This window comes from Nonlabens tegetincola (genome assembly GCF_002117085.1).
Classification (GTDB): Bacteria; Bacteroidota; Bacteroidia; order Flavobacteriales; family Flavobacteriaceae; genus Nonlabens; species Nonlabens tegetincola.
Genome location: NZ_CP019342.1, coordinates 2085063 through 2104818, shown reverse-complemented (window position 1 = coordinate 2104818; position 19756 = coordinate 2085063). Strand labels below are relative to the sequence as shown.

Sequence of the window (19756 nt, the reverse complement as noted above, 5' to 3'; positions counted from 1 at the left end):
AGTATCAAAAAGCAGTCCAATAATCGGATTTCACTCATTAAAAATAGGGTTTTACTCATTTCGCTTTCGCGAAAGCGTACCTATCTCATATCTTTAATAAAAAATTGATATGAAAAGCACGCCAGCCATTTTATTCGTCCTTATCCTATTAGGTCAAATTATCGTTGCTCAATCTCCATTTCAAAATCAATGGGAAGAAATTGAAAAATTAGAGCTTTCAAATAAAATCAATGAAGCCCATAAGATACTTAACGGTATTTATGAAAAAGCTCAGAAAGAACATCTTAATGACGAGATGATTAAGGTCACGGTATTTAAATCGAAATACACACTGATTAATCAAGAAGACGCGCAACGTAAAGTCCTCAAAATGTTGGATAGCTTAATAACTATCAAACAGTTTCCCGAGCGTAACATATATCAATCCTACAAAGCTCAATTGCTATATAATTATTATAATACCAATAGGTATCTTATCGATCGAAGAAATAAACAAAATGGAGCTATTGATGACTTTAAACAATGGACTAAGATTCAATTTGCAGATGAAATTAATGCTTTATTCACTAGTTCTTTAGAAGAGCCATTAGAACTGGCCAAGATAAAAACCGTTGAATATGATGCATTATTCTTTCAACGTGTAAACGGTCGATTTTTACAACCTACCTTACTGGACGTTTTGTTTAGAGAAGCATTTCTTTTTTTTAATGATCCAATCAAAAAATCATTTTATTCGCCTATAAAACCTACAGAAAAGGAGATGTTCTTGCCGACGCAAGAAATCAGTGCAAATGCTACTTTGCTAAAAGTTTATCCAGTTTTAAAAATGTATAACTTATTGGAAAAGTTACATAGTCGACTGGGCAACGATCAGGCGTACCTTTACACGGTCATAGAAAGAATGAAATATGAACGTAGTTTAAGTAATGATGATTTTACCTTACTATATATGGATGCATTAGAAAAGCTCTATCGTGCAAATAAGGGAAATAAAGAAGCGAGCTTGGTTTTGAATCTGCTTGCAAGAGAGTGTTATCAATTGAGCTTGGATTATTCTTTGCCAGACTTTAAAACCTACCGAAATAAAAGCATACAACTGGCTCAACTTGCTATTGATGATTATAAAGATTCCTACGGTAGTCTGCTGGCTCAAGAAATTTTATCGAGCATTTTTGAAACTACTGCAAGGGTTGATATCGATAATTACGTAACACCGAATGATTCTATCTTAGGAAATTTTACATATCGTAATATTGATAATGCTACTTTATATGTGATTCCTGGTAAAAGTTACTATTTGTATAAAAACGATAGTTTGGCTAGGGATACTTTTAATAAAACACTAGCCAATAATGAATTAATACATGCAGAACATTTTCCTTTACACGATGTGGAAGATACTTACTCTCATGATTATCAATTTGTTGTACCAGGATTGAATGCTGGTCATTATAATGCAGTTCTTGAAGTTTGTGAAAATGACGTTTCAAAAATCAAATTTCTTTCATTCAATGTAAGCAATATCGCTGCAATAGAGCGAAAGACTCCAACCTATATTGAATTGAGTTTATACAATCGAAAAACAGGAGCTCCTTTAAGCAGTGCTCGTGTAAAAAGATTTAATAATTATACATACAATCCTATAGGCAATTTTAAAGTAGATCAAAATGGTAGAGTGAAATTACCTTTAAAAAAGAATGAAGACGCCAATGATTTTGATCTATTAATTATTAATGGTAAGGATACTCTAGAAACTGATTTATACGGATATCGTGAAGTAAAAACTAAATATAAACATGAGCGTATAGCTAAATCATTTCTCTATTTGGACCGTGGTATTTATCGACCTAATCAAGAAGTGTTTTTTAAAGGTATTGTTTTGGAAAACTATAAAAAGCAATCAAAAACGCTCGATAACTTTACTGTGAAACTCGAGGTAAAGGATGCTAACTATCAAGTGATTCATGAGGATACGTTGACCACTAATGATTATGGAAGTGTAAGTGGATCTTTTAAGTTACCTCAAGACGTTTTAACTGGTAGGTTCACATTGAGTTTAAATAAAATTAATGATAGAATTAGAAATGTTGACAGATGGATTAATAATCAATATAGTTTTCAAGTAGAAGAATATAAACTACCTAAGTTTAAAACTAGTTTTGAACCAATAAAAGAATTGTATAAAATCAATGATAGTATAAAAGTTGTGGGGAAAGCTATGGCTTTATTAGGAAGCCCGATTACTAATGCACAGGTTAAATATACAGTAAAACGAAAAGCGCAATACCATTGGTTTTACAGGCATAAAAACAAAGAAGAGAGTTTTCAAACGGGAACTGTTAAAACAAAAAAGGATGGTAGTTACGAGATTGTTTTTAAAGCTTTACCAGATGAAAATTATAAGAAAGGGGAAAAGGTATCATATACCTATGAAGTAAATGCTGCTGTCACCGATTTAAATGGTGAAACTAGAGAGGCAAATACTCAGGTTAAAGTAAGTACAGAACCCTTTTCTTTATCCATTTCTGATAACGATTTAACCATAGATAATGATACAATAACTATAGTCGCAAGGAATTCTAATGGTCAATTTGCATCTACAAAGGTGGTATTAGAAATCCGAAAAAAGGAAAATGAGAATCGACCAATATTTCAAAAAAGAACAGAATCTAACTACTATTCTCATAGATCATACATCGTAAACGAGAAATCTGAAAATACAGAAGCCTTTCCTAAATTCTACGAATACAGTCGCGAAGATCATATAAATGCTTTTCCATACAGAGCAGCGGACAATCGGGAATTCGTATCAAGTTCTAATCGATATGAAAGCCGTCCTTCAAATGATTGGAAGGACATGCCAATCCTTTATAAAAAAGAAGTGGTGATAGATAGTATTACCTCAGTAAAAGTTCCAATTACTGAAGAATGGCAAAATGGAGCTTATTACTTCTTCGTAAAATCTATTGAGGAAGATGTTTCTAACAGACAAGAGGTTAACATTCATGCCGACAAAAGTCAACCATTGTTTCCAACAATTCTTGAGGTTGATGTCTCGCAAAATAACGACCTAACTAGTGTTACTGCAAAAACTAGTATGAATGGTATTTATACACGTGTGCTCATATGGGATAAAAAAAGTATTTTAAAAGATGAAGTACTTTACTTTAATAAGGGAACAAATAGTGTTTCATATACATTTAAAGATGTAAAGGGAGATAATTTGAATTTTCAATTTATCACCTACATAGAAAATCAATTACATTCCATTTCCAAGACATTAAGTCTACAGAAAATTACACCAGTCAATTATAAAATTGAGACAAGTACATTTAGGGATAAATTAGCTCCAGGCGAAGAAGAGATATGGTCATTTAAAATTAAAAATCAAAAAGACCAGCCTATGGTGGCAGAGGTACTAGCGAGTATGTATGATTTGGGTCTAGATCAGTTTAAGCCTAGCTATTGGGGTTTGCCTTACTTCAACAATTATAATTACGGTATACATGTAGGTTATTTTGAAAACATAGAACCGTTAAATGATGATTCTGATAGTATCTTCTTTAATAGTACTTATGATAATACAGTGCCCACTTTGGAGTATGATAGACTTCGGTTTTTTGGACTCAATTTTAATAATCCAGGAATTGTAAACAATAGTTATCTTAACAATATAAGTCGTAAACATAAGGAGTTAAAACCAAAACAAGGTTTTGTAGTAGGTGTCGTGAGCGATTATGATGGTCCTATAATAGGCGCAACAGTGAATGTAAAGGGAACGAATATGGCTACCACTACGGATTTTGATGGTCGTTATGAAATTGTTGCTCAAAAGGAGGATGTTTTGGTGGTTTCCTATGTAGGTTATGAGAGTAAAGAAATAATGGTAGGAGAGAATACGGTAATCAATGCATCTTTAGACTCTTCTTTGGATGAGGTTGTAGTTGTAGGCTATAGAACAACTAAAAGGTCGAAATTAACTTCTTCAGTATCTGTAGTCTCTTCTGATTCTATTGAGATGCTTCCAAATTCAGATGTCATTCAAACCTTGCAAGGTCAAGTGCCTGGGTTAGTTATACAAGATAAAAAGAATCTTGATCTCGACAGAGGAATCGTTAAAATAAGAGGTAGATCTACCTTTGGTACAGAAAACGTTCTTTATATAATTGATGGAGTTCCTGTAACTAAAGAAGCTTTTCGTAAACTGAATATAGATGACATTGAGGAAATATCTACTCTTAAAGATGCGGCAGCAACATCCATTTATGGTAATCGTGGAGCAAATGGAGTAATTGTGATATCAACCAAACAAGGTGTTTCAACTGCCGACATTGTTAATCAGGAAATAGAATTAAACAAAGTCAAGGCTAGAAAAAACCTAAAAGAAACTGCCTTTTTCCTGCCACACTTAAAAACAGATAAACAGGGCAATCTTAAAGTAAGTTTTACGAGTCCAGAGATGCTTACCGAATGGAAATTTCGATTACTAGCCCATAACAAACAAGGTCAGTTTGCACAACTCACTAAAACAGTGCGTACTCAAAAAGATTTGAGCATTGTTCCCAACGCACCGCGATTCTTAAGAGAAAAAGATACCATTAAATTATCTACTAAAATAGCAAACCTTTCTGAGGAGGATTATAACGGTATAGCTCGATTACAATTATTAAGTGCAATTGATGGTTCAAGTATTGACGATAAATTTAATAATACTAGCGCTACTCAGAATTTTCAGGTAGATGCCGGTGGCAATACATCAATAGCATGGACTTTTGTGGTCCCAGTAGGAGCGCCGCCAGTCACTTATAGAATTACTGCAAGTACAGGCAAGTTCTCAGATGGAGAAGAAAATGTATTACCTGTTCTTACTAATCGCGACTTGGTTACAGAGACTCAGTCTATGTGGGTAAGATCAGGTGTTAATAAAAGTTTCACCCTTAACAATCTTAAAGAGAATAATTCCAGCACTTTAGAACATCATAAACTTACATTAGAATACACTTCAAACCCTGCATGGTACGCTATTAAAGCCTTACCTTATCTTAAGGAATATGAACACGAGTGTGCTGAACAGACTTTCTCTAGATATTTTGCCAATGCTACATCGGCACATATTTTAAACAGTCATCCAGAAGTGAAAAAGGTTTTTGACAAATGGGCAGCACTAGACGTTCCTTTATCAAAGTTGGAAAAGAATGATCAACTCAAATCCATTTTACTTACCCATACTCCATGGGTGCTAGATACTCAGGATGAAAAAGAACAGCTTAAAAGACTAGCAACTTTGTTTGATCTGGATCGAACAGCTAGAGAGCAGAAACGTACTTTCAAAAAACTTAAGAAACTTCAAAATAATTCAGGATGGTTTCCATGGTTTAATGGCGGCGCAGACAATGCATACATTTCTAGACATATAGTCTCGGGAATAGGTCGAATGGAACAACTGCAAATTAGACATGAAAATCAGGAAGAAATGAGAGCTATGTACGATAAAGGTGTTCATGCTCTTGATAAAAAATGGGAAGAGCAGTTCAAGAATCATCGTACCAATTATGGTCGTATTACAGATACAACTAAATTTAAAAGTCCTGAGGACTATAATTTCTATTACGGTTATTGGCATTACCAATATGCGCGCAGCTTTGGGATGTCTCAAAAAAGGCTGAAGCCTGTAACTGGAATTCTGAAGGAGTATGAGGATTACGCTTTCGCGAAAGCAAAAACAGAATTTGCAACCCATACCAGGTACCAACAATTATTAATAGCACTTGTTTTACATCGCAATGGTTTTACCAATGATGCTCAAAAGATTCTAGAAGGTTTAAAACAAATAGCTATTAATAGCGAGGAAAGAGGAATGTATTGGGAGAATACAAAATACGGGTGGCGATGGTACAATAATGATGTGAACACTGTTGCACTAGCTATTGAAGCTTTTGCTGAGATTACAGATGATCAAGAAACAGTTGAGTCTTTGAAGGTCTCTTTGATTAGAAGAGGACGAGCAAATAGATGGGATTCAACAAAGTCTACCGCTATGGCTTGTTACGCCTTATTGTTAAAAGGTGATAACTTCACTAGTATCAGCGCTGAACCGCGTATTTATTGGGCAGGCCAGGATGTGATAAATGAAATGCTAAATGAAGACCAGGTTGAAGAGGGAACGGGATATTTTAAAACTAGTATAGACAAGGAAAAAATATCTAAAGATTATGCAACCGTTACGGTAGATAATAAATCGAGTACTACAGGTTATGGAGCCTTATACTGGCAATATTTTGAAGACTTAGATAAGATTAAGGCGCATTCAGGTGATGGTCCACTTAAGGTTAAAAAACAGTTATTTAAAAATATTACAGACGATGATGGTACTAGTTTGCAAGAAATCACTCAAGAAAACCCGGTTAAAATAGGTGATCTTATTACAGTGCGTATTATCATCACGGCGGTAGAGGATATGGAATACATTCACTTAAAGGACATGCGTAGCAGTGGCTTTGAACCAGTAGATGTTATTTCAAAGTATAAATGGCAAGAAGGTCTAGGATATTATCAAAGTACCAAGGATGTAGCTTCTCATTTCTTTTTTGATAAAATTGATAAAGGGACCTATGTGTTTGATTATAACGTTCGAGCAAACAATGCAGGTCAATTTTCTAATGGAATAACTCGAATAGAGTCAATGTATGCTCCAGAATATGGAAGCCATAGTTCAGGTACTAGAGTAAATATTGTGGAATAATATAGGAATTCACATTTTACATAAGTATTTGTGGTTAATGTCTAGCGAACTTTTTATCCTTTAAACGAAGAGTTTCTAAAGCACTGTATTAATTATCACATTTGTTTAGGTTTCTCTATTTTAGTCATGGAAAAACATTCATGGACATAAAAATTAAAAAGATTACCGCTAGAGAAACCTATATAGTGCGCCATCCAGTATTGCGCCAGGGTAGACCTATAGATTCATGTTACTGTGAAGGTGATGATGACTTAAGCACCATTCACCTAGGCGCAGTAATAAGTGATGAGGTTTACGGTGTAGCATCTTTTATGAAAATCATGGCTCCGGTTGCTTTTCTAGTAAATTCAAAAACTCAGTACCAATTGCGTTGTATGGGTGTTTTAGAAAAAGCACAAGGAATGGGAATAGGAGCGCTTATCATGAAAAAAGGATTTCAATTACTACAAGAAAATCAAATTGATATTTTATGGTGTAATGCAAGACTTAATGCTGTTCCTTTCTATGAGAAATTAGGCTTTAGTGTCCAGGGTGAGATGTTTGACATACCTTTGGTAGGACCTCATTATAGAATGTGGAAAGAATTAAAAAGTATTTAAGACATGAGGCACCTATTTTTTATTCTTCTTTTTTGTGTACTGGGCTCTCAAGATATGGGTAAGCTCACAGGGCAGTCACCTAACCCAAACAACTTGTTAGAGATTGAGGTGCAACAGGCATTTGATAGGATGAAAGCTGCTGCATTTATAGATGGTATTGAACTACAAGTTGTCTCTGGCTATCGCAGTTTTGAAAGGCAGCAGGCTATATGGAACCGTAAATACAAACGGTATGAAAAGCAAGGCATGTTACCCGATGCGATTTTTGATAAAATTGTAGAATACAGTACCGTGCCAGGAACATCACGCCATCATTGGGGTACCGATTTAGATATTATAGACGCAGCTGCTATTTATAAAGGCGATGTTCTTGTTCCAAATAAATTTCATGGTAATGGACCTTTTTGTAAAATGAAAGAATGGATGGAGCTTCATGCCAGTAAATATGGATTTGAATTAGTTTATACCTTGAATGAAAATCGAACTGGATTCAACTATGAACCGTGGCATTATAGTTATGTTCCGCTTTCGCGAAAGCGGTATAAAAAATATCTTGAAGAAATTGATCTAATACCTTTTTTACGCAGTCACAATATATTAGGAATGAATAAAATAAGTGATGGACGTTTAACTAGGTATCTCGAGGAGCATATCAAAGGAATTAATCCAAAATTAAAATAGTAATTTTAAACCTAAATACTTAATTATGAGAGGTGGATCCGGTAAAATAAGATTGTTTATAGGTATGGCTATTGTAGCATTTGCCGTGCTTAAATATTGTGGTAGTGCCGAAACAAATGAGTTTACAGGAGAAACTCAATACATTGATCTTTCAGTAGAAGAAGAAATAGCACTTGGATTGCAAGCAGCTCCTAGTATGATTGAGCAGCACGGTGGTTTACATCCCGATAATCGTGCTCAAACGCTAGTGGATCAAGTAGGTTTCAATCTGGTACAAAGTAGCATTGCCAAAGAATCCAATTATCAATGGGATTTTCATTTACTAGCCGATGATAGAACGATAAATGCATTTGCGCTTCCTGGCGGACAGTGTTTTATAACAGCAGCCTTATTTAATCAACTGCAAAATGAAGATCAGTTGGCCGGAGTCATGGGTCATGAAATAGGTCATGTGATTGCCAAGCACAGCGCTGCTAGAATGAGCCAGCAAGGGCTAGCCCAAGGAGTAATTACAGGTGTAAGTGTAGGAACTGAAGGTGGTGGACAAACTGCTGCTGCCGTTGCACAAATGTTGACCATGAAATATGGTAGGGACGATGAATTGCAAAGTGATGATCTAGGTGTAAAAATGATGATTGACGCTGGTTATGAACCTCAAGAAATGATAGGTGTGATGCAAATTTTAAAGCAAGCAGCTGGTCCTAATCGAGTTCCAGAATTTCAAAGCACCCATCCAGATCCAGACAATAGAATAGAGCGTATCAGGGAATCAATTAGAAAATATCGCGGCTAATGAGTAGTATCAAAATTCTATGGAATAAAGAAGGTAAATGGCTGTTCGAGCCTTATCGTTATCAGAATAATCGATCTATTCCAACTGGTGCCAATAAATTTTTAAAAAACGTTTTCCTTACTTTAGATCATATTTGGGAAAAGCAAGCCTTATTACTAGAGTTTCCCGATGGTCGTACCATAAATATCCTTGATGAATTTATGTCCCGTAATGACAAAAATTTAATCATACGCGATGGTGAGAAAAATCAATACGAGGGAACTCGTGATATTATTACTTTTTATGATGAGGTTGGAAGTGTGTTTAGAAAAGACTTGCGTAAACCTTGGATAAAATCAAATATGGGTCGCAATACCGCTGCCAGTATTCTAGCTCATGAATTTATTCACGCGTATCACGAGCAATTCGAGTACGAGGCTTACCGCGCTAGAAAAAACCAGCGATTCCCAGCCTGGAAGGTACGTTATCCACATTTTCCTAACCAGGAAGAAGTTCTAGTTACCACAGATTTAGGTAATCAGGCCATACGCAAATTAGGTGATGATGAACGACAGCATTACAAGCGCAATTACTATCCTACAAAAAGTCCTATTACACAAGAGCCTGCTAGTGAAGGTGAAGTAGTCTAGTATTGAATAATTATTCTAATAAAAAAGCCGCTAGGAAACTAGCGGCTTTTGTTTATTTTCTTGTTGAGATTAAAAATTATAAACTACTTCTAGTTTATAATCTTTAAGAGATTTTTCTGCTTTTTCTAGGTCTTCTGTAAAGCCTAAAATATATCCACCGCCGCCAGAGCCACATAATTTTAAATAATAGTCGCCTGTATCCAGTCCTTTTTTCCAAAGGTCATGAAATTGGGTAGGTATCATGGGTTTAAAGTTGTCTAGAACTACCTTAGAAAGATGTTTTACATTACCAAACAGTCCTTTAACATCACCGCTTAAGAAATCTTCTACGCACATGTCTGTATATTTCACAAACTTGTCTTTTAACATCTTACGAAAACCTTCTTGTTTCATGTTTTCCATGAAAATGTTCACCATAGGAGCAGTTTCACCTACAATACCACTATCAATTAAGAAAACAGCACCGTTACCCGACTGCTTTTGTGATGGAATTCCCGCAGGTTCAATATCTTCTTTACTATTAATTAGTATTGGTAAACTTAAATAAGAATTTAATGGATCTAGACCAGAGCTTTTACCGTGAAAAAAGCTTTCCATTCTACCAAAAATACTCTTTAGTTCCAGTAATTTTTCTCTTGTAAGATTCTCGAGAACGGTAATTTTTTCCAAAGCATATTTATCATAAATAGCTGCGACAAGAGCACCGCTACTTCCTACACCATATCCTTGTGGGATGCTACTATCAAAGTACATTCCAGCCTCTATATCTTTTTTGAGACTCGTGATATCAAAATTTGGAAAATCCGATCCTTTGCTCAATTCTTCTAGATGATTGGCAAAACGGCTTAAGTTCTTATTAGATTGTTGATTTTTTTCAGAAAGGTCATCACTTATTTTAAGTGCACCTTTATAAAAATTATAAGGGATTGAAAGACCTTTTGAGTCTTTAATGATCCCGTACTCTCCAAAGAGTAAAATCTTAGAATAAAAAAGTGGTCCTTTCATAAAAATTAAGCTAGCAGTTTTGATGCTCCACTACCTATTTGATCACAAATATACTGAGAGTTTTGACAATACACAGCTAATTTCTCGTTAATCCATTCATATACAGCAGTTCTGTGATTGTTAGGATACAGTAAATGAACGTTTGCTCCTGCATCTAGGGTAAAACACACAGGGATTTGCGTTTCTTTTCTATATTTCCAAATTTCTTCGATAATACGCAAAGTATTAGGTTTCATTAATATGAAATAAGGATGAGAAGTCATCATCATTGCGTGTAAAGTGAGCGCTTCGCTTTCAGTGATCTTAATGAAGGTCTCGATATCGCCTTCCTGTAAAGCTTTTTTAAGTAGAGTAAGATTTTGCGGTGCTTGTTGAAATCTCGCTTTCGCGAAAGCGTGATCATTCATAAGCCCATGACCAACTGTAGAACTTACCGTTTTTTGACCTTTATCAACTAATAGTATAGTGTCGTGATAATTTTGAAACGTAGGATGCAATAGTTTTGTTTGATCAACACCATACAAGTTTGAGCTACCTACCGTATCATCGTGCTCGCCCCAAACGACTAATTGACCTTGTAAACTGCGACAAGCGCTACCAGAACCTAACCTAGATAGGAATGACATTTTATCGTAATCTAAATCCAAACCAGTAAGTTGAGATTCAAAATCTATAATACAGGCGCTTAATGCAGCCATACTACTTGCGCTACTTGCTATTCCAGAACTGTGTGGGAATGTGTTGCGAGTATCAATATTGAAAAAGTAATTCTTTATCCACGGGCTGTAAGAAGATATACGCTCAAAGAATGCTTTTATTTTGGGTGCAAAATCTGGTTTTTCAACACCTTCATATGAAATTTTAAAACCGTGCTCGCCTTTAACAGCGTTTACCGTAGTAATGGTACGGCAAGCGTTAAGTGTAAAGCTTATAGAGGGATTTGCGGGCAATTGCATGCCATGCTTTCCCCAGTATTTAACTAGTGCAATATTACTAGGTGCTTGCCATGTAGTAGTTAACGAGGTGATTTCCTTGATCTCTTGTTGAAGTATGAATTCTGTTTCCAAGATTATTTTGTTTGAAGCAAAGATAGTCTACATGACCTTAGTCTTCTAAATAGAGCAGGGCATTATATAAGCCATCATTAATTAAAATTAATTTTAAAAGGGTAGTGGTGTCTTTTTTCATAGGTACTATGAATCTTTAAAAACGCTATTATCTCACTATTTTTATAAATGTTGTAACATTTGTGCTGGTAAGAGGTCAAATGAATTGTATTACTTTTAATTTGTCAAAAAACGTTTATGGTATTTTTACGCTTGATTAAGGAAAGTCTGATTTTTGCGCTTAATGCTTTGCGTACTAATCTGTTAAGAGCTTTCTTGTCTTTGCTTGGGATTACCATTGGAATTTTTGCTATTATAGGTATTCTAGCAGCCGTTGATTCACTAGAGAAAGAAATTGAAAGTGGCTTAAGCGCACTAGATATTTCTACAATCTATGTATTAAGATTTTCTTTTGGTCCAACAGAATTAGAACCATATCAATTTGAAAACTGGCCCGACGTAAGTTATGATGAATTCCAAATGCTCGAGCGCAGTCTGCCAGATCTAGACGCCATTACCTACACGATGTTTATGTCACCTGAAAACATCAAGTTTGAGGATAAAACAGCAACTGGTGTAAATATCATTCCAGGTACAGAATCCTTTTTTGACTTAGAAAAACTTAAACTTTCAGAAGGACGATTTTTTAATGGTAGTGAATCCAACAGCGGTTCTCCAGTAGTAGTAATTGGTGCCGAAGTTGCTAATAGCTTATTTGGTAAAGCTAGTCCTATAGGGAGAAGAGTACGACTGTATGGGAATAAATTTACCGTTATAGGCGTTCTTGAAAAGGAAGGAGCAGGAGCTAGCATAGGACCTTCTAAAGATGGTAGTGCTTATTTACCTGTGAACTTTGTAAGAAGAATTTATGGTGATAACGATAGGACCAAAACAAGTGCCTTTATCTTGAAACCTAAAAAAGGAGCAGATCAGGATGAATTTATCGCTATGCTAGAACAAAAACTAAGAAACTACCGAGGAATTAAACCCGATGAGTTAAGCACTTTTTTTATTAATCCACTTAAAGGATTTGCCGACTTTATAGGCACTGTTACTAGTACACTTACTTTTATAGGTGTTATTATATCTGGATTTTCAATGCTAGTAGGTGGTTTTGGAATTGCAAACATCATGTTTGTGAGTGTTAAAGAGCGCACCAATTTAATTGGAATACAGAAGTCATTAGGAGCAAAAAGCTTTTTTATTTTGTTTCAATTTTTATTTGAATCTATTATTCTAGCCTTATTAGGCGGAGCTTTTGGTTTGTTATTCGTGTGGTTAGGAACTTTGATTGCAAGTAGTTTGACTGACGAATTTACCTTTATTCTAAGCTTGAACAACATTTTGATAGGATGTAGTGTGAGTGCGTTTGTAGGTTTAATAGCAGGTATTATACCGGCCTTTTCTGCCGCACGTTTAGATCCTGTGGAGGCAATTAGATCTGGAATGTAATTCCCTTTATACTTTACCTTACTTTTGTTCTAATGAAAGTTTCTCAAATTGAACATAGTTTGCAGTTTTATGCAAATGGTAAATTTCTCATTACTGGGGAATATGTGGTGTTAGACGGAGTGCGTGGACTAGCAGTGCCCTTAAATTTAGGGCAACGTATTCAAATTACACCGCGTACAGATCAAGCTATAATTTGGAAAAGTTTCAATGCCGATGGTGGTATTTGGTTTCACTGGCAAACTACGGTAAATTCTTGGAGTGAATCTTCAAGTGACTCAGTAACTCAAAAGCTTATAGATATACTTAAGCATGCCCAAGAGTTAGCTGGCAGCTTTATTTTGGATAAAGGTTGTGAAATAACAATGCATCTGGATTTTGATAGACAGTTTGGAATGGGTTCTAGCAGTACTTTGATTTCATTAATTGCTCAATGGTTTCAAGTTGATCCATACACCTTACAATTTCAGTCTTTTGGAGGAAGTGGTTATGATATTGCGTGCGCTACCTCAAACGGTCCCATCGTATATAGATATCATCCTGAGCAGCCTAGTTATAAATCAATAGATTTTGATCCTGATTTTAAAGATGACTTATTTTTTGTCTACCTAAATCAAAAACAGGATAGCAGACAAAGTATCGCGAGATTTGATAAAGATTTGCTTTCAGAAAATGTTAGAATACGTTTAAATCAAATACCAGACTTGTTAGTTTCATGCAAGGATTTAATTGAGTTTGAAAATATACTTCATGAGCATGAACAACTTATCTCTAGACTTATTGGTCTAGAACCAGTTCAAAAGGTATTGTTTAATGATTATACCGGTGTTGTAAAATCCTTAGGTGGTTGGGGTGGAGACTTTGTTCTTGCAACCGGTGATGAAGCAAAACAAGAATATTTTAAAAAGAAAGGATACGACGTTATTTACAAGTGGAAGGATATTGTATTATAAGAACTAGTGTCAAGTAATAAAAAAACGCCTCGATAAAATCGAGGCGTTTTTTATATAAGGAGAAAAAGTCTAATAAAAATTCTTTCTATTGTCAACTATGTCTACTTTTTTCTTAAGTGCTTCAACTAATTTTGAACTAGCTTGATTAGCATTTGTATCAGCTAATAATTTGGCCTGTGATGTGAAGTTTTCTAATTCTGGAGCTTCTGAAATACCAGTAAGGTTAATTACATAAACTCCTTTTTCACCGGCTATAGGTGATGAAGTAGTTCCTTTTGAAAGACCAAACGCTGTACCTACAACAACTGGTTCCTGACCAGCTCCTGGGATAGTAGGATTTTTACGATTGATTGAGGCTGCACTACGTACTGATTGACCTTGAGCCTTAGCAATAGCATTAATATCGTTGTTTGATATTTTAGCCATTATCATTTCTGCTTTCTTCTTATTACGTAGTATAGGAGTAACCGTAGCACTTGCTTCTTCACTAGACATGTTTCCTGCTTCACTTGCACGCGTTACTTTAACAATTACAACTCCTTGTGGTGTGTCAAATTTCTCCATATCTCCAACCTCTGTTTCTTCATTGAATGCCCAACGAACAACCTCACGATTCTTCTGAATCAATGGTAATGTTTCATCCATAGGCTTGATACTGGTTACTGGAGTAGTAGTCTTTTTAAACTCTTTAGCAGTTTCAGTAAAGTCACCAGATACTGCTGCTTGTTGAAACTTAATAGCTTCTTTTCTCATTGCTTTTGTAGTAGCTTTAGAAGGCTTAACAGCTTTTGAGATACTAGCAATTTTATAAAGATCTACAGGTGCTGCTGTATCGTCAATACGGATGATGTGGTATCCAAAACTAGACTCTGCTATTCCAATAGTTCCTTTGTCATTGTCATAAAGGAAATTTCTGAAACCTTCTGCAAAGTTTCTTGCGTTACCTGAGTAGGTTACCCAACCTATATCCTCAGCTTTAGCGATATTTGTATTTTCTTCAAAATATTCAAATTTTGAATCAAAACGTCCTTTGCTTTGACCTATTAAGTTAAAGATACTGTCAGCAACAGCTTTTGCTTCTTCTTTGGATCTTGTGATATTTGCAGCCGCTCTTTGCGCACCTTGATAAGCAACTAGTATGTGACGGTTTTGCACGCTATCCATTACAGATTTTTTGTCTTCTAATAGAGAAACCTTCATCATATCACGATCTTCATAAGGACCAAAAGTAGTACCTAATTCTTGTGATATAATTGGTTTTACAGCAGTAGGTAAACGGCTTTCTAGCAGGTAGTCGCTAGAATAACTTTGTTCACTATACTGGTTAACGTATTGTTGTACATCCTTTGCATTGTTGAATGCAGGGATTTTAGTAAAACTGTCGTTAGAACTGTTGTAAACCGAGTCTGCTCTTAAACGTTTAGCTAAATCATTTTTTATAGCTTCCTTATCGCTATCACTTGCTACATCAGCAAACAAGACCATTTGAAGATCTCTTTGTGCTTCTGTTTGAAATTCTTTAGAGTGAGCCGCTATGTATGATTCAATCTCAGATTTTGAAACTTCTACTGTGCTATCTGCGATAGTTGTGTATGGAATTTGAACATAGTTAAAACTACGCTGTTCATTTTCCATTAAATAATCCATTCTAGCCTCTGCATTTGTACCTACAAATCCTGACTTAAGTAATTCAAAGAATTTCTCTTGTCTTAAATTTGATCGTACATCGTTTAAGTAGTTTTTCCATGTTTGTGGATCATTTTGTAAAAAGCTTTCCTCATATGTTTTGAAAGCTCCTTCGTTGAATGTTCCATCAGCGTTTTGAAACTGTGGATTGCTTTCATAGAAAGAACGCACTTGATCTCTTACTTGTGCATCGGTTACTTGAATACCAGCTGCTTCCATTTGTTCTGATAGTACGGCATTGCGCACTTCAGAATTCCACACGCTATTTACAGCTTGTACAGTAGATCCACTAGGTCCCATATTACGAGACATGTTCTCTACTTTTTGTGCAAAATCTGTTTGGTTGATTTCAACATCGCCCACATATCCGATTGATGTTTCTTGTTTTTGATCACTTGAAGTAAGTGCTCCTTGCACGATAAAGGCAAATAATGCCAGTGCTATTACTAATATTAAGATCACGCCACGGCTTCTGATCTGTTGTAATATCGCCATTGTTCTTTAACTTTTTGTAATGAGGGCGAAAATAAGGTTTTCCCTGAAATTATGAAATAGAAAACGTATGCTATCTGAGTCGTTTTTAATACTAACTATTAAAGTATTGTTTTATGGTGAGGTTGTTAAGTGCGCTTTCGCGAAAGCGTAATTACTAAAAGAAAGTTTTTTAACTAAAATGTTAGCAGTAGTTGACTAGTTTTTCTGCTATTCAGAATCGCCTACTTCTAGATGAACCAAATCAATTTTATTATCTGATTTTTCCAAAATGGTGAATGTAAAATGATCTATGGTTACATGATCTCCTTCTTCCGGTATTCCTTCTGTGGTGTTAACTATAAGTCCACCTATTGTCTCGTACTGCTCACTTTCTGGTAAATCTAATTTGTAGTTTTCATTAACTTGATCCACCTCTAATCTAGCACTTAGTTTAAAGGAGTTTTCGGTAAGTTGTGTGTCTATTAATGAATCGGTATCGTGCTCGTCTTCAATTTCACCAAATAGTTCTTCTACAATATCTTCTACTGTTATCAATCCACTTGTTCCACCATACTCATCTATAACGATCGCAATACTTTTATGTCTTTTAATCAACGTGTTGAGTACGTCCTTTGCCAGCATAGTTTCTGGAACGTTGACAACTTTACGTAACACCTGGTCAATGGAATCTGGTGATTTAAAGAGGTCAAAGCTGTGAACATATCCTGTGATATTGTCAATAGTGTCCTCGTGGATTAACACTTTAGAAAGTCCGGTAGAAACAAATTTTTTATTGAGTTCTTTGATGCTGGTGTCCTTGTGGACGGCAATCATTTCGGTACGAGGTACCATAACTTCACGGGCCTTTAGATCTCCAAAATCTAATGCGTTTTGAAATATTTGTATTTCAGAATCTACTTCTTCTTGTTCTTGAGCGCTTTCCATTTGCTCAGTAATGTAATTCCCTAGCTCAATTTTTGAGAAGGAAAGTTGTAATTGATCGCCATTTGACTTAAAAAAGGTTTTTAAAAAAAAGTCTGAAATTTGTATGCAAAACCATGAAATAGGCCAGAAAATCAAATAAAACAAATAGGCTGGTACACAAAAAAATTTGAGTAGCTCGTTGCTGTAAATTTGAAAAAATACTTTGGGTAAAAATTCAGCTGTTAATAGGATAACTATAGTCGATATTACAGTTTGTAGCAGCAAACCTTGAAAACCTGTAGAAAGGGCAGGATACCATTGAGCAATTTGATCAAGAATTAAATCACCTGTAAGCATACTATACACTACTAGGGCAATGCTATTGCCTATAAGCATGGTGATTATAAACTTAGAAGGCTGTGCGGTTAGATTGCGTAATACTCGTCCTAAAAAATCCTCTTGACGTTTTTCAAGTTCAATATGGATTTTATTTGACGATACATAAGCGATCTCCATTCCAGAGAAAAAAGCACTGAGAAGGAGCATGCTTACTATGAGCACTATAGAGCTGATCATATTTACTTATTGCGATCGTCAAATCTACGAATAAATCGCCTGCGGAAGAAAAACATAAATAGGGCTACCGCTGCCATAAAAAGCATAAGGTAGGCACGGCTGCGTTCTACATTCCATTCTGTAATTGCTGTTATTAAACATACGATAGCAAAGATTAAATAAATGTAAACGGAATATTTAAGTAGTTTTTTCATAATTATTGATTTGATATGAACGTGTCGTTAGGATTACGTGCATTTACTTTTTTAAGATCTTCACTAGCATCTAACATGGTCGCCGATGTGTTCCCTAAATTAGACGCATCACTGTTTTTTACTAGTCTTGTTTCCCAAGGCTCGTGAGTAAAAACCCATTTATTTTTTTGATCCCAGTATAACTGGTCACCATTAAAGGTATTACCGTCATGAGTTATTATCGTGACATCGCCTTGCATGTCAATCATATCAGTTATATCGTAAAGATAGGCCTTGTTTGCGGTTATAGTGGTAACCTGTTGCTGGTTGTTAGTATACTCATACACTTTAACCTCGACACCATTTGGGAATTCGGTAAAGGGAAAGGCGTCATTTGAATAATCATAGGCAACGGGACCTGCAATGCTCAATTTTAATCGAGTACTGTCTGTATGTTTAATGACCATGTTTGTTACCTCACCTATAGGCGAGTTGGTGCTAGTTTCCATTTTACGCACCTGTTTGAGATTATCCTCACAAGAAACCAAAAAAGCAATCACGACGATTGTCGTGATTGCTTTAAAATATATGTTTCGTATTATAATCATTAAGGAGTAGGTACGGTTACTGATTCACCTACCCAACAGCTGAAGGTGATTCTCTTACCTGCCATACCAGCTAAGAATATATCTTGATTGCTAGGAGCAACACCGTTGTAACTAGCTGCTGCTTTGGCAGCAGTAGATCTTAAAGTAGGGTCTACACTAGCTGCTTTATTTGCATATCTTGCTGCAATCCAGTTAACAGCTCTTTTTTCAAAAGGAGTGTTACCACAGCTGTTTGTACTTTGAGCCACCATACCTGCGATTCTTAAGAATGGTAATCCAAATGATGGTTTTGCTTGATTAGCAAGAATATATTCTCTTTTTGCTTTACCAAAAGAACCTTGCTTTCTTAAAAGTTCAGCTTTTTTGTAGTGAATATTTGCTACATATTTCTGGTCGATCCCTAGTGAAAGAGCTTCATCCCAGTACTTCAGCTTTTCAGCATTAGTTTTTGCGATGTTACCTAAACCATATGCAGTCATTGCACTAGGTTGTAACTCGTGTAAAGCTTTTACAGAATTTACGTATAAATCACTTTCTGTACAGTCTTTCTTTTGTAACCTTCCAAGTACATTCTTTAACCAAGACATGTTGGATTTGTTTGCATCAAAATCTTTTGAGTAAAGTGGGATTAAGTTATCACAGTCTGCAAGACTTCCAATAGTACCATTTACACTTTTCATTACGATACCATAGTTTTTCAAGTTTTTTTCTTGATTTTCTATGTTTTTCTTTTCGTCTTCTGTAATTGTTCCTTCTGCTTCCTTGTCTAATAGTTCAGATACTATCTTACTTCTCTCATTAGAAACATTGTCTAAATGTTCTGTTAGTGCATCATAAACATTAAAAAGGTCTTCAAGGTTAAGAGCGTTTGCCTTATATTCCTTTTCAGCAAGTTTGAAATAGGTTATCAATCCATTAGGATCTGTAAAGTCTTCCTTGCCACTTGTAAAGGTTTCATTTAAATAGTTAAATTGATCAGACTGAGTACCTTGTTTGTACTTGTACATTACTCGACCCAGTTCAACTTTTTTCTTAGTAACGTTAATTTTATCGGCATACTTGTTAATTTGAGTTTCAAGCATGTTCATTAAACCTTTAACGTTCTCGTTTTGATCACCGATTTTTTTCTTCAATCTGTGCTCGTATATTCTTTCACCGTATTGATAAATAGCAGGGCTGGCATCTGGACAGTTCTGTACTAGCTGACCTAATTGCTTGTATGCTTCATCATAATTTTTTGCTTTAGCGTTTTCGGCATAGATGCTAAGCATCGTGTTGCAGTCTCCTGATTGCGCTTTCGCGAAAGCGAATCCCAAAACAACTAAGCTGAATAAAATGGTGTTTTTAAGTTTCATAAT

14 protein-coding genes are annotated in these 19756 nt (G+C 35.4%); 7 read left to right on the top strand and 7 right to left on the bottom strand.

Features of this window, described 5'->3' with window-relative positions:
• The first annotated feature begins 109 nt into the window (after positions 1–109).
• The 5 genes from BST91_RS09820 (at position 110) to BST91_RS09800 (ending at position 9444) form a co-directional block, all read left to right on the top strand.
• Positions 110–6742, top strand: coding sequence for an alpha-2-macroglobulin family protein (locus BST91_RS09820; protein ID WP_085775280.1), 6633 nt, complete (start codon positions 110–112; stop codon positions 6740–6742).
• Between the two features lie 140 nt (positions 6743–6882).
• A complete protein-coding gene (locus tag BST91_RS09815) occupies positions 6883–7341 on the top strand; it encodes a GNAT family N-acetyltransferase (protein WP_085775279.1) in 459 nt (152 codons plus the stop codon).
• 3 nt (positions 7342–7344) lie between these two features.
• Positions 7345–8022: a M15 family metallopeptidase gene (locus BST91_RS09810; protein ID WP_085775278.1), complete on the top strand. Its 678-nt coding sequence runs from the start codon at positions 7345–7347 to the stop codon at positions 8020–8022.
• A 25-nt stretch (positions 8023–8047) separates the two neighbouring features.
• Positions 8048–8815 (top strand): M48 family metalloprotease, encoded by a 768-nt coding sequence (locus tag BST91_RS09805; RefSeq protein WP_042279630.1) that lies wholly within the window; start codon positions 8048–8050, stop codon positions 8813–8815.
• The gene (locus tag BST91_RS09800; RefSeq protein ID WP_085775277.1) at positions 8815–9444 is read left to right on the top strand and encodes a hypothetical protein; all 630 of its coding nucleotides are present in this window, start codon (positions 8815–8817) and stop codon (positions 9442–9444) included. Before BST91_RS09805 ends, BST91_RS09800 begins: the two co-directional genes overlap by 1 nt.
• Positions 9445–9513: 69 nt before the next feature.
• Here the strand turns inward: BST91_RS09800 and BST91_RS09795 are convergent, their stop codons facing one another.
• Positions 9514–10449, bottom strand: coding sequence for a mevalonate kinase family protein (locus tag BST91_RS09795; RefSeq protein WP_085775276.1), 936 nt, complete (start codon positions 10447–10449; stop codon positions 9514–9516).
• Between the two features lie 5 nt (positions 10450–10454).
• Positions 10455–11522, bottom strand: a complete 1068-nt coding sequence (locus tag BST91_RS09790) for a diphosphomevalonate/mevalonate 3,5-bisphosphate decarboxylase family protein (protein ID WP_394335654.1) — start codon at positions 11520–11522, stop codon at positions 10455–10457.
• Between the two features lie 231 nt (positions 11523–11753).
• Between BST91_RS09790 and BST91_RS09785 the strand changes: the two genes are divergently transcribed.
• Positions 11754–13007 (top strand): ABC transporter permease, encoded by a 1254-nt coding sequence (locus BST91_RS09785; protein ID WP_085775274.1) that lies wholly within the window; start codon positions 11754–11756, stop codon positions 13005–13007.
• A 32-nt stretch (positions 13008–13039) separates the two neighbouring features.
• Entirely contained in the window at positions 13040–13957 is a 918-nt protein-coding gene (locus tag BST91_RS09780; protein ID WP_085775273.1) for a GYDIA family GHMP kinase, read from the top strand.
• A gap of 69 nt (positions 13958–14026) precedes the next feature.
• Here the strand turns inward: BST91_RS09780 and BST91_RS09775 are convergent, their stop codons facing one another.
• From BST91_RS09775 to BST91_RS09755, 5 genes are all read right to left on the bottom strand, one after another.
• Positions 14027–16138, bottom strand: a complete 2112-nt coding sequence (locus BST91_RS09775; RefSeq protein ID WP_085775272.1) for a peptidylprolyl isomerase — start codon at positions 16136–16138, stop codon at positions 14027–14029.
• A 207-nt stretch (positions 16139–16345) separates the two neighbouring features.
• Complete coding sequence (locus tag BST91_RS09770; RefSeq protein ID WP_042279643.1) at positions 16346–17617, bottom strand: hemolysin family protein; 1272 nt, start codon at positions 17615–17617, stop codon at positions 16346–16348.
• A 2-nt stretch (positions 17618–17619) separates the two neighbouring features.
• The gene (locus tag BST91_RS09765; RefSeq protein ID WP_082586934.1) at positions 17620–17811 is read right to left on the bottom strand and encodes a hypothetical protein; all 192 of its coding nucleotides are present in this window, start codon (positions 17809–17811) and stop codon (positions 17620–17622) included.
• Positions 17812–17813: 2 nt separating this feature from the next.
• Positions 17814–18398, bottom strand: a complete 585-nt coding sequence (lptC, locus tag BST91_RS09760; protein WP_085775271.1) for an LPS export ABC transporter periplasmic protein LptC — start codon at positions 18396–18398, stop codon at positions 17814–17816.
• Positions 18398–19753 carry a hypothetical protein gene (locus BST91_RS09755; protein WP_042279647.1) on the bottom strand — a complete coding sequence of 452 codons (1356 nt, stop codon included), beginning with the start codon at positions 19751–19753 and terminating at the stop codon, positions 18398–18400. Before BST91_RS09755 ends, lptC begins: the two co-directional genes overlap by 1 nt.
• Between the last annotated feature and the right edge of the window lie 3 nt (positions 19754–19756).

Bases quoted from the DNA above. Each gene is read 5' to 3' on its own strand.
- BST91_RS09815 (WP_085775279.1), top strand. From the start codon at position 6,883: ATGGACATAAAAATTAAAAAGATTACCGCTAGAGAAACCTATATAGTG.
- BST91_RS09785 (WP_085775274.1), top strand. From the start codon at position 11,754: ATGGTATTTTTACGCTTGATTAAGGAAAGTCTGATTTTTGCGCTTAAT.
- BST91_RS09805 (WP_042279630.1), top strand. From the start codon at position 8,048: ATGAGAGGTGGATCCGGTAAAATAAGATTGTTTATAGGTATGGCTATT.
- BST91_RS09755 (WP_042279647.1), bottom strand. From the start codon at position 19,753: ATGAAACTTAAAAACACCATTTTATTCAGCTTAGTTGTTTTGGGATTC.
- lptC (WP_085775271.1), bottom strand. From the start codon at position 18,398: ATGATTATAATACGAAACATATATTTTAAAGCAATCACGACAATCGTC.
- BST91_RS09765 (WP_082586934.1), bottom strand. From the start codon at position 17,811: ATGAAAAAACTACTTAAATATTCCGTTTACATTTATTTAATCTTTGCT.
- BST91_RS09775 (WP_085775272.1), bottom strand. From the start codon at position 16,138: ATGGCGATATTACAACAGATCAGAAGCCGTGGCGTGATCTTAATATTA.
- BST91_RS09800 (WP_085775277.1), top strand. From the start codon at position 8,815: ATGAGTAGTATCAAAATTCTATGGAATAAAGAAGGTAAATGGCTGTTC.
- BST91_RS09780 (WP_085775273.1), top strand. From the start codon at position 13,040: ATGAAAGTTTCTCAAATTGAACATAGTTTGCAGTTTTATGCAAATGGT.
- BST91_RS09820 (WP_085775280.1), top strand. From the start codon at position 110: ATGAAAAGCACGCCAGCCATTTTATTCGTCCTTATCCTATTAGGTCAA.
- BST91_RS09770 (WP_042279643.1), bottom strand. From the start codon at position 17,617: ATGATCAGCTCTATAGTGCTCATAGTAAGCATGCTCCTTCTCAGTGCT.
- BST91_RS09810 (WP_085775278.1), top strand. From the start codon at position 7,345: ATGAGGCACCTATTTTTTATTCTTCTTTTTTGTGTACTGGGCTCTCAA.
- BST91_RS09795 (WP_085775276.1), bottom strand. From the start codon at position 10,449: ATGAAAGGACCACTTTTTTATTCTAAGATTTTACTCTTTGGAGAGTAC.